General features: G+C 70.3%; 11 protein-coding genes. 8 read left to right on the top strand and 3 right to left on the bottom strand.

What is annotated here, in order from left to right; genetic code table 11:
- Positions 1 to 60: 60 nt before the first annotated feature.
- The 3 genes from ACFUUZ_RS01075 to ACFUUZ_RS01065 all read right to left on the bottom strand — a co-directional run bounded on the left by ACFUUZ_RS01075 (position 61) and on the right by ACFUUZ_RS01065 (position 1,847).
- The gene (locus ACFUUZ_RS01075) at positions 61 to 597 is read right to left on the bottom strand and encodes a hypothetical protein (protein WP_378690975.1); all 537 of its coding nucleotides are present in this window, start codon (positions 595 to 597) and stop codon (positions 61 to 63) included.
- Between the two features lies 1 nt (position 598).
- On the bottom strand, positions 599 to 868 hold the full coding sequence (locus ACFUUZ_RS01070; RefSeq protein WP_378690972.1) for a helix-turn-helix transcriptional regulator: 270 nt from the start codon (positions 866 to 868) through the stop codon (positions 599 to 601).
- 82 nt (positions 869 to 950) lie between these two features.
- The gene (locus ACFUUZ_RS01065) at positions 951 to 1,847 is read right to left on the bottom strand and encodes an oxygenase MpaB family protein (protein WP_378690969.1); all 897 of its coding nucleotides are present in this window, start codon (positions 1,845 to 1,847) and stop codon (positions 951 to 953) included.
- A 193-nt stretch (positions 1,848 to 2,040) separates the two neighbouring features.
- On the opposite strand from ACFUUZ_RS01065, the gene ACFUUZ_RS01060 reads away from it, so the two are divergent.
- From ACFUUZ_RS01060 to ACFUUZ_RS01025, 8 genes are all read left to right on the top strand, one after another.
- The gene (locus ACFUUZ_RS01060; protein WP_378690967.1) at positions 2,041 to 2,265 is read left to right on the top strand and encodes a hypothetical protein; all 225 of its coding nucleotides are present in this window, start codon (positions 2,041 to 2,043) and stop codon (positions 2,263 to 2,265) included.
- Positions 2,265 to 2,471 (top strand): hypothetical protein, encoded by a 207-nt coding sequence (locus tag ACFUUZ_RS01055; protein ID WP_378690964.1) that lies wholly within the window; start codon positions 2,265 to 2,267, stop codon positions 2,469 to 2,471. The genes ACFUUZ_RS01060 and ACFUUZ_RS01055 overlap by 1 nt, the downstream gene beginning before the upstream one ends.
- A 117-nt stretch (positions 2,472 to 2,588) precedes the next feature.
- A complete protein-coding gene (locus ACFUUZ_RS01050) occupies positions 2,589 to 3,443 on the top strand; it encodes an MlaE family ABC transporter permease (RefSeq protein ID WP_378690961.1) in 855 nt (284 codons plus the stop codon).
- Entirely contained in the window at positions 3,443 to 4,306 is an 864-nt protein-coding gene (locus tag ACFUUZ_RS01045) for an ABC transporter permease (protein ID WP_378690958.1), read from the top strand. The genes ACFUUZ_RS01050 and ACFUUZ_RS01045 overlap by 1 nt, the downstream gene beginning before the upstream one ends.
- A gap of 9 nt (positions 4,307 to 4,315) precedes the next feature.
- Positions 4,316 to 5,983: an MCE family protein gene (locus ACFUUZ_RS01040; RefSeq protein ID WP_378690955.1), complete on the top strand. Its 1,668-nt coding sequence runs from the start codon at positions 4,316 to 4,318 to the stop codon at positions 5,981 to 5,983.
- Positions 5,980 to 7,002, top strand: a complete 1,023-nt coding sequence (locus ACFUUZ_RS01035) for an MCE family protein (protein WP_378690952.1) — start codon at positions 5,980 to 5,982, stop codon at positions 7,000 to 7,002. The genes ACFUUZ_RS01040 and ACFUUZ_RS01035 overlap by 4 nt, the downstream gene beginning before the upstream one ends.
- Positions 6,999 to 8,000 (top strand): MCE family protein, encoded by a 1,002-nt coding sequence (locus tag ACFUUZ_RS01030; protein ID WP_378690949.1) that lies wholly within the window; start codon positions 6,999 to 7,001, stop codon positions 7,998 to 8,000. The genes ACFUUZ_RS01035 and ACFUUZ_RS01030 overlap by 4 nt, the downstream gene beginning before the upstream one ends.
- Positions 8,000 to 9,118 carry an MCE family protein gene (locus ACFUUZ_RS01025; RefSeq protein ID WP_378690946.1) on the top strand — a complete coding sequence of 373 codons (1,119 nt, stop codon included), beginning with the start codon at positions 8,000 to 8,002 and terminating at the stop codon, positions 9,116 to 9,118. Before ACFUUZ_RS01030 ends, ACFUUZ_RS01025 begins: the two co-directional genes overlap by 1 nt.
- Positions 9,119 to 9,121 lie beyond the last annotated feature (3 nt).

Here is a 9,121-nt window from a genome sequence, read left to right as displayed (position 1 = left end):
TCGGCGTGCGCGGGGGCCCTCCGTGGCTACGCTCCGCTCCCGCCTCCGGGCCTGACCCGCTCACGCGGCGACCTCCGGCTCCGGATCCGGCCGGTTCCAGGCCAGGATCATGGCGGGGGAGCAGCCGCCGATCATCAGCGCGGTGACGAGCCACAGCCCGCAGGCGTAGCCGAGCCCCGCGCTCAGCTTCTCGATCGAGGCCGCCGCGACCAGCACGAAGGCCGGGATCACGGCGACGCTCTGGGTGATGGTGAGCCCGATCGACCTGGCGGCGTCGCGCTCGGCGATCTCGTACTCGTCCAGCGCGAGCCGCGGCGCGTCGCCCTGCCTGCTCGGCACCACCTGCAGCGCCGTCCAGGTCGGCAGGAAGAGCAGCACCGGCGGGATCCAGAGCAGCGGCCCGATCTCCATGTTCACCGCGCAGACCGCGCCGACCGCGATCATCGCCGCGAAGATCGCGGCCAGCGCGAGCACGAGCGCGCGGCGGCGGGCGCGGGTGCGCCAGCCGGGCAGCCAGGCGCCGGTGCGCGCCTCGTTCCGCAGGAATCGCCGGGTCCGGTACTCCTGATAGTTCGCGAGCAGATCGGTCGCGGACATCTCACCCTCCTGTACGTCGATACATCTCGGCCGACAACGGCGTGAACTCGGTGCGGGAGAAGACCGCCTCCACCGGCAGCCCGAACACCTCGCAGATGCGCAGCGCCAGGTCCAGGCTCGGGTAGTGGTCGCCGCGCTCCAGCGCCCCGACGGTCTGCGGATTCACCTCGACGAGCTCGGCCAGCGCGGCCCGGCTCAGCGAGCGCTCGGCGCGCAGCACCGCGATGCGGTTGAAGATCGGACGGGTTTCCCCCCGTCGCACTGGGCTCATACATCGAAGTATTAGGAAAACCCAACGACTTGTCAAGAAAAAACGCCGCCACCCGAAGGTGGCGGCGCTCGCGCGGACAGCCTCAGATGAGCGGCTTCTCCCGCCGCATCCGCCTGCGCGCATCGGACATCAGTGCCAGGCTGCCGCCGTGCCGCAGCGGCCGCGGGATGAAGCGGTTGACGAACCCGACGGCGACGAAGAGGTGCTCGAACCGGCGCTGGTCGGCCGCGGTCCAGCGCAGCCCCAGCTGCTCGCGGAAGTACGGCGCGAGGAACCCGGTGGTGAGGAACTTCAGCAGCCCGCGGAACGGGATCCGCAGGTACCAGTGGATCATTCGCAGGTTGATCAGCACGTCCAGGTAGCTCCGGACGAAGTCGTCGAGCACCGCGTCCTGGCAGGCCCGCACCCAGTACTCGTCGAAGGCGGCGCGGGTCGGCGGCCACTGGTCCTCGGTGACCTGGAGCGTGGTGCCGAGCGTCGACGCGGTGGCGTAGAAGGCCTCGCGCTGCTCGTCGTTCATCCGGCCGTTGAGCAGCTGGTAGGTGTCCTCGAAGCCGACGAAGAGGCAGGCCGCGACCCACATCTGCAGCTTGCGGTCGAAGGCGTTGTACTTCACCGGGGCGCCCGGCTCCGAGCGCACCTGCCGGTGCGCCACGTTGATCGCCTCGCGCAGCGCGTTCCGCTCCTCCACGGTGCCGAGGATGGCGACCGCCAGGTACTGGGTGGTGGTGCGGGCCCGCTTCCACGGGTGCTTGAGCAGCGAACCGGACTCGACCCGGCTCTCCGCGACGCCGTACCCGACCCCCGGGTGCGCCATCTGCATCACCACGTTCGCCGCCGCCCCGGCGAACTGCCAGAAGTCGAGGGCGTCGGTGATCGCGAGCGGCCGCTTGGTGAACGGGCGGTGCGCGCCGTGGATGGGGATACGCGTCCGCTCCAGCGTGAGCACGCGGGCGGGCAGCGGTTCGGCGGCGGTCATCGGTCTCCTCCGGATCGGGTGCTCCGGTGTATGTTATCCGTGATTCGCACTCCTGAGAAGCCGAATACCCGGCGTTTTAGTGGTGTTTCAGAACATCGGCGCGGAATAAGTGTCGGCATGTTCTTTCCAGATCGGCGGACTCGTGCGTACTATCGCAGCGTTCCGCCGCGGCGGAGAACGGAAGGAGCGGTACGTGCTCGCGAGGCTCGACCGGTTGTTGAGTTACGAGATGAAGGTGTCCGAGTTCCTCGGCACGCTGATCATCCTCGGTATCCCCTACGGCGTCATCGGGGTCGTGTGGAGCATCACGCACACCGCGCACCTGCGGAGCATGCACGGCATCGACGTGATCGTCTCGTTCCTCGGATCGATCGTGTGCTGGCCGGTGCTGCTCTTCGCGAACGTGACGATGACGTGATGGCGCTGGTCTGGGTCATCGACATCGTCGTGATCCTGCTGAAGATCCTCGGTGGCCGGATCCGGGTGAACCCGGTGCTCCGGTTCGCCCTCTGGCTCGCCGTCCTCGCGGGCGCCGCGGCCGCCGTGCTGCTGCTCGGCATCGTGCTGGTGCTGCTGCAGCGCAGCCTGGCCGGGCAGGACCCGCTGCCCCTCCTTCCTCTCTAGTCACAGCGAACTACGCGAAACATCCAAGCCCGAGTCTCTCATGTCAACTGGCTGTTCTGGGTCCGCACCGGCGGAATCCGTATTAACATCCGCAGGGCTCCGGCAAGAAAGGCCAGCGTGACCATCACCCAGCGACCGGCCGGTCGTTCCGACCTGGATCGGGCACTCGACGATCTGCGCGGGCTGTGGCGCCGCCACCCGCAGCAGGCCCTGGAGACCCTGGGCAGGCAGGTGCTGCTGGGCCGGGACGCGCTGATCGGGCTCTTCGAGGCGATCATCCAGCGCCGCTTCCCGTACCAGGAGTTCATCAAGCAGTGCGCCTTCATGGTCGGCGTCTCCGCGGCGCCGACCGTGCTGGTCGCCATTCCGATCGCGGTGGTGGTCTCGATCCAGGTCGGCGCGCTCGTCAACCAGGTCGGCGCGACCACCTTCATCGGCGCGGTGGCCGGGCTCGGCATCATCAGACAGGGTGCACCGCTGGTGACCTCGCTGATGATCGCGGGCGCGGTGGGGTCGTCGATCTGCGCCGACCTCGGCTCGCGCACCATCCGCGAGGAGATCGACGCCATGAAGGTCATGGGCGTCGACCCGGTGCGCAGGCTGGTGGCGCCGCGGCTGGTGGCCGCGATCCTGGTGAGCATCCTGCTCTGCGGCTTCGTGGTCTTCGTCGGCTTCGCGACCGCCTACATGTTCAACGTCTACGCCCAGGACGGCACGCCCGGCTCCTTCATCGGCTCGTTCGCCTCCTTCGCGGTCGCCAACGACCTGATCGTGGCGCTGGTCAAGGCGGCGATCTTCGGGCTGCTCACCGCGATCATCGCCTGTGACATCGGGCTGCACACCAAGGGCGGCCCCGGCGGCGTCGCCAACTCGGTGAACTCCGCGGTGGTCACCTCGGCGCTGATGCTCTTCGCCACCAACGTGATCCTCACGCAGCTCTACAACACGCTCTTCCCGACGAAGGTGATCTGATGGGCAGCTCGTACACCCCGCCCGCGCTGCGGCCGCTGCGCCGCACCGGGCAGGTGCTCGCGGTGCCCTACCGGGCCAACATGCGGCTCGGGCACCACGCGGTGACCTTCTTCGAGGCGCTGGCGGCGATCCCGTTCGTGCTGCGGCACTACCGCAAGGAGGTGCTGCGGCTCACCGCCGACGTCGGCTGGGGCAACGGCTCGCTGGTCGTCGGCGGCGGCACCGTCGGGGTGGTGATCATCCTCTGCGCGTTCGGCGGGCTGACCGTCGGCATGGAGTCCTACAACGCGCTGAACCTGCTCACCATGGGCCCGCTCACCGGCGCCATCTCCGGCTTCGCCACCACGCGGGAGCTGGCCCCGATCCTGGCGACGCTGGCCTTCGCCATCCAGGCGGGCTGCCGGTTCACCGCGCAGCTCGGCTCCATGCGGATCTCCGAGGAGATCGACGCGCTGGAGTCCATCGCCATCCGGCCGCTGCCGTACCTGGTGACCACCAGGATGATCGCCGCGACGGTGACGATCATCCCGCTCTACACCGTCGGGCTGGCCACCGCCTACCTGGCGACCAAGCTCTCGGTGCTGTTCCTCGGCGGCACCTCGGCGGGCACCTACGATCACTACTTCTTCCAGTTCCTGATCGGCACCGACGTCTTCTTCTCGATCCTCAAGGTGATCATCTTCGTGCTGATCGCGACCTTCGTGCAGTGCTACTACGGCTACACCGCCACCGGCGGGCCGGAGGGCGTCGGGGTGGCCGCCGGGCAGGCGATCAAGATGGTGATCGTCCTCATGGTGTTCGCGAATCTTGTTCTGACACTCGCAATCTGGGGCATCGACCCCGGTTTCCGGATCTCCGGGTAAGGGGGCACGATGCTGCTCGATCCCAGCGGCCGCGGCCCCACCGCCGCCAAGCTCTCGATCGCCGGGCTGGCCCTGACGCTGGCCACGCTGCTCGTGCTGGGGCTGCTCGCGCTGCGCTACGAGGGGTACTTCGAGAAGAAGGTCCCGGTCACCGCGCTGCTCACCAGTACAGGGGACGGGCTGCCCGCCCGGGCCGACGTGAAGTTCCGCGGCATGGTGGTCGGCACCGTCGACGCCGTCGAGGTGGTGGCGCGCGGCCAGAGCCAGCGCGCCCAGATCCACCTGAAGCCGGAGATCGCGGGCACCATCCCGGCCGACGTCACCGCGCGGGTCATCCCGAACAACCTCTTCGGCGTGACCGCCATCGAACTGGTCGACCAGGACGGCAGCGCCGAGGGGCTGCGCTCCGGCGCCGTCATCCCGGAGGACACCGGCACGGCCACCGTGCAGCTGCAGACCACGCTCACCGTCCTGCGCGACGTGCTGGAGAACATCCAGCCGGAGAAGCTGGGCCGGGTGCTGGCCACGCTCTCCGCCGCGCTCGACCCCGCCGCCCGCGCCCCCGGCTCCACCATCGAGCGGCTGGACCGCTGGATGACCGAGGTGCACGCCATCCCCGAGATCGGCACGCTCCTCGGCGATCTCGGCCGGGCCACCACCGAGCTGAGCAAGTCGGCACCGGAGCTGGTCGGCGTGCTCGCCGAGTCGGTGACCACCGCCCGCACCCTGACCGAGCGCAGGGAGGGGCTGATCGAGCTGCTCGCCACGGCGGGCGGCGCGGTGGACTCGGTGAACGAGCTCTTCGCCCGCAACCCGGACTCCGCCAAGGAGCTGGTGCCGGGCCTCGCCGGGCTGTTCGGCAGCCTGGCGGGCGACGCCGACGCCATCCCGGCCGCGGTGAGCAACCTGAACTTCGCGCTGCAGCAGCTGGAGGGGGTGTTCAGCTTCGGGCCGAGCAAGCAGATGGTCTGGAAGATGGACGTCAGCTTCACGCCGTTCCAGCAGTACACCGCGGCGGACTGCCCCACCTACGGCGAGCTCGCCGGGCCGCGCTGCGGCGGGCCGACGGTGCCGCTGGTCGCCCCGGAGCAGGAGTACCCGGAGCAGATGCTGCCGCGCTGGCTCGATGCCGCCGGGCCCGCCCCGACCGCGGCGCCCGCCGTCGTCCCCGGCGCGCCCGCGTCCCAGCCGCTAATCCCCGGCCTTCCCGGGTTGCCCGCGATTCCCGGGCTGCCGTCCATCCCCGGCCTCTTCGGCTTCCCCGGTGCCCCGGCCCCCGGTTCCCCGACTCCCGGCGCTCCGGTGCCTGGTGCGCCGGTGCCCGGCGCTTCGACCCCGGGCACTCCCGCGCCGGGGGTGGAGCCCGCGCCCGCCGCGGCCGACGGCCTCGCGCCCGGCGCCGAGCAGCCCGGGGCGGAGACACCCGAGGGTGCGGCGCCCGGCGGGGCGCCCGTCGACGGGCAGGGCTTCGGCCCGGCCGCGGCGGGGCTCGAGCGCGCCGTTCCCGGTGCGCCGGGCACGGCCCAGCCGGTCGCCGGGACCGGCCCACTGCGGCTGCGCGGCGCCGCCGCGGTCGCGGCACTGGTCGGCGGCAAACCCACCGCCGCACAACTACTGCTGCTGACCCCGCTGCTCGCGGGCGGCTCGCTGGAAATCCACGACGGAGGTGCGGCGTGAAGTCCGCCAGGGCACTGGTCACGTTCAGCCTGTTCGCGGTGCTCGCCACCGTGCTCACCTACACCATCTGGTCGACGCTGCAGCGCTCGGTCTCCGGCGACACCGACGGCTACTCGGCGGTCTTCACCGACGTGCTCGGCGTCCGGGTCGGCGACGACGTCCGGGTGGCGGGCGTCCGGGTGGGCCGGGTCGACGAGATCGACTTCGTCGACGGCTACCGCGCCAAGATCGACTTCAGCATCCAGGACCGGCAGCACCTGACCACCACCACCAAGGCGCTGGTCCGCTACCAGAACCTGATCGGCCAGCGCTACATCGCGCTGATGCCGGGCAAGGAGGCGGGCGCCCCGCTGGAGCCGGGCGGCACCATCCCGGTCGAGCGCACCGAGCCGTCGTTCGACGTCTCGGCGCTGCTCTCCGGCTTCGAGCCGCTCTTCGAGGTGCTGCAGCCGGACCAGGTGAACTCGCTCTCCGAGACGATGATCCAGGCGCTGCAGGGCGACGGGGTCTCGCTGAGCGCGCTGGTCACCCAGGCCGCCGAGCTGGCGAGCACCTTCGGCGAGCGGGACGAGCTGCTGGCGGCGGTGATCTCCAACCTGAGCAGCGTGATGGCGGGCCTTGCCAACCGCACCGAGGAGCTGGAGACGCTGATCACCCAGGCCAGGGCGCTGATGGACGCGCTCTACGCGCAGGGCGAGAACCTGAAGAGCTCGGTCGAGACCGTCGCGCGCTCCACGGACTCGCTGGTGAACCTGGTCGGCATGGTGCAGCCCGACCTGGCCCGCGCCCAGGACACCGCCACCACCGGCGTCGCGCTGCTGCTGCTCAACGGCGCCTCGCTGGACCGGGCCGCGGTCGAGCTGCCCGACTTCCTGAACGGCCTCGCGCGCTTCTCCAGCTACGGCGCGTACGGCAATGCCTACATCTGCCGCCTCGACGTCTCGCTGTGGGGCGTGCTGCTCCCGCCGGGGCTGGTCTCGCAGGTCGGCGGCGAATCACAATCGGAGGTGTGCCGATGAGGCTGCCGCGTTATCGGGACAACCGCTTCCTCTGGCTCGGCTTCGCCGCGGCCGCGGCGGTGGCGCTGCTGCTGATCGGCTCCAGCGTGATCTCCCGCGCCCAGCTGGGCAGCAAGACCGTCGAGGTGGAGTTCGCCCAGGCCGCCGGGTTGCGGCCGGGCGCGACCGTCGACATCTCCGGCATCCAGGTCGGCGAGGTGCAGAAGGTCAGGCTGGAGGGGCAGAAGGTGGTGGCGGTGCTCCGCGTCCGCCGCGACATCGACTTCGGCCCGGACGCCAAGGCCGCCATCGAGATGTCCACCATCCTCGGCAGGCTGCACATCGACCTGACGCCGGGTGACGGCAAGGGGCTGCCCGACGACCGGATCCCGCTGAGCAACACCGTCGTTCCGTACAACCTGGCCAAGGTGATCCAGGACTCCCGCTACACCGCCTCCTTCGAGCGGCTGGAGCGGATCGACCCGGACAAGCTGCGCGAGGCGCTGAACGTGCTCACCGAGCAGATGGGCGAGTCGCCGGAGCTCACCGTCGCCGCGCTGGACAGCATCGGCTCGCTGGCCAAGGTGATCAACAGCCGCCGCGACGAGGTGGACACCCTGCTCAAGAGCATGGACCAGGTCTCGCAGCTGGTGGCCGACAACCGCAACAGCGTGCTGGTGCTGCTCACCAGGGGCGAGGCCATCGGCAACGCGGTGGCGCTGCGGCAGGACCTGCTGCGGCAACTACTCGACAACGTGGCGGCGCTCTCCGCGCTGCTGCAGGAGATGGGTGTGGAGAACAACGGCCAGTTCGGCCCGCTGATCGAGAACCTGAACACGATGACCGAGGGGCTGGAGAAGAACCGGGACAACCTGGACCGGCTCTACGAGATCATGCCGGTGGGGTTGCGCCAGTTCAACAACGTGCTCGGCAACGGGCCCTACGGCGACGTCTGGGCGCCGTGGCTGCTGCCGGACAACTGGCTCTGCTCCGCCCAGCTCACCCCGGGGTGCAACTGATGAAGACGACGACGCGCGTGCGCGTTCCGCGATTCGCCCGGCTGGCCGCGCTGGCCGTCGCCGCGCTGACGGCGGCGGGCTGCTCGCTGCTGCCGGACACCGTGAGCAGGCTGCCCGGGCAGTACCTCGGCGACCGGATCAAGGTCAGCGCCGACTTCGAGAACGTGGCCGGGCTGTACGCGGGCAACGAGGTCGCCGTGCTGGGCGTCCCGGTCGGGCAGGTGGACACCGTCACCCCGCGCGGCTCCTACGTCGAGGTCACCATGTCCTTCGACGCCGGGGTGCAGGTGCCCGCCGACGCCATGGCGGCGCTCATCTCGCCGCAGCTCATCACCAACCGGCACGTCGAGCTGGCCCCCGCCTACAGCGGGGAGGGCCCGACGCTGGCCGACGGCGACCACATCCCGATCGCCCGCACCAGGGTCCCGGTCGAGCTCGACCGCATCCTGGAGAACTTCGACGAGCTCGGCGCCGCGCTCAAGGGCGACAGCGAGGACGGCCCGCTGGCCAGCCGGGTGCTCTTCCCGCTGCTGGAGGGCAACGGCGACCGGCTCGCCGAGACGCTCGACGCGCTCAGCTCGGCCTTCGAGGTGACGCTGGCCAACAAGGACCAGATCGCCACCACCATCGCCAAGCTGCAGGAGATCACCCAGGTGATCGCCGAGAACGACTCCACCGTGCGCGATTTCAGCGGCAGGCTCACCGAGCTGGTCGCGCTGCTCGGCGACCAGGCGCCCGGGTTGCAGGCCGTGCTCACCCAGCTGAACGACTTCGTCACCAACACCGCGACGGTGGTGGGGGACCACGAGGACCAGCTGGCCGGGGCGATCAGCCGCTTCGTCGAGATCGCCGCCCAGATGCGGGCCAATGCCCGCAACCTGACCGAGGTCGTCGACGTGGGTCCGCTGCTCTTCCAGAACATCTCCAACTCGGTGAGCCGGGAGCACCGCGCGCTGCGGCTGCACGGCCTGCTGGACAAGGCGGCGCTCGACAGCGAACAGCTCAACCTCTTCTGCGAGCGGGTGCAGATGCGGCTCGAGGGCTGCCGCACCGGCAAGCTGCAGGACATGGGGCCGGACTTCGGGCTCACCGCCGCACTGCTCGGACTGACGAAATGAGGC

This window comes from Nocardia sp. NPDC057353 (assembly GCF_042667085.1).
Lineage (GTDB): Bacteria > Actinomycetota > Actinomycetes > Mycobacteriales > Mycobacteriaceae > Nocardia.
This window is presented reverse-complemented; position numbering and strand designations above follow the sequence as displayed.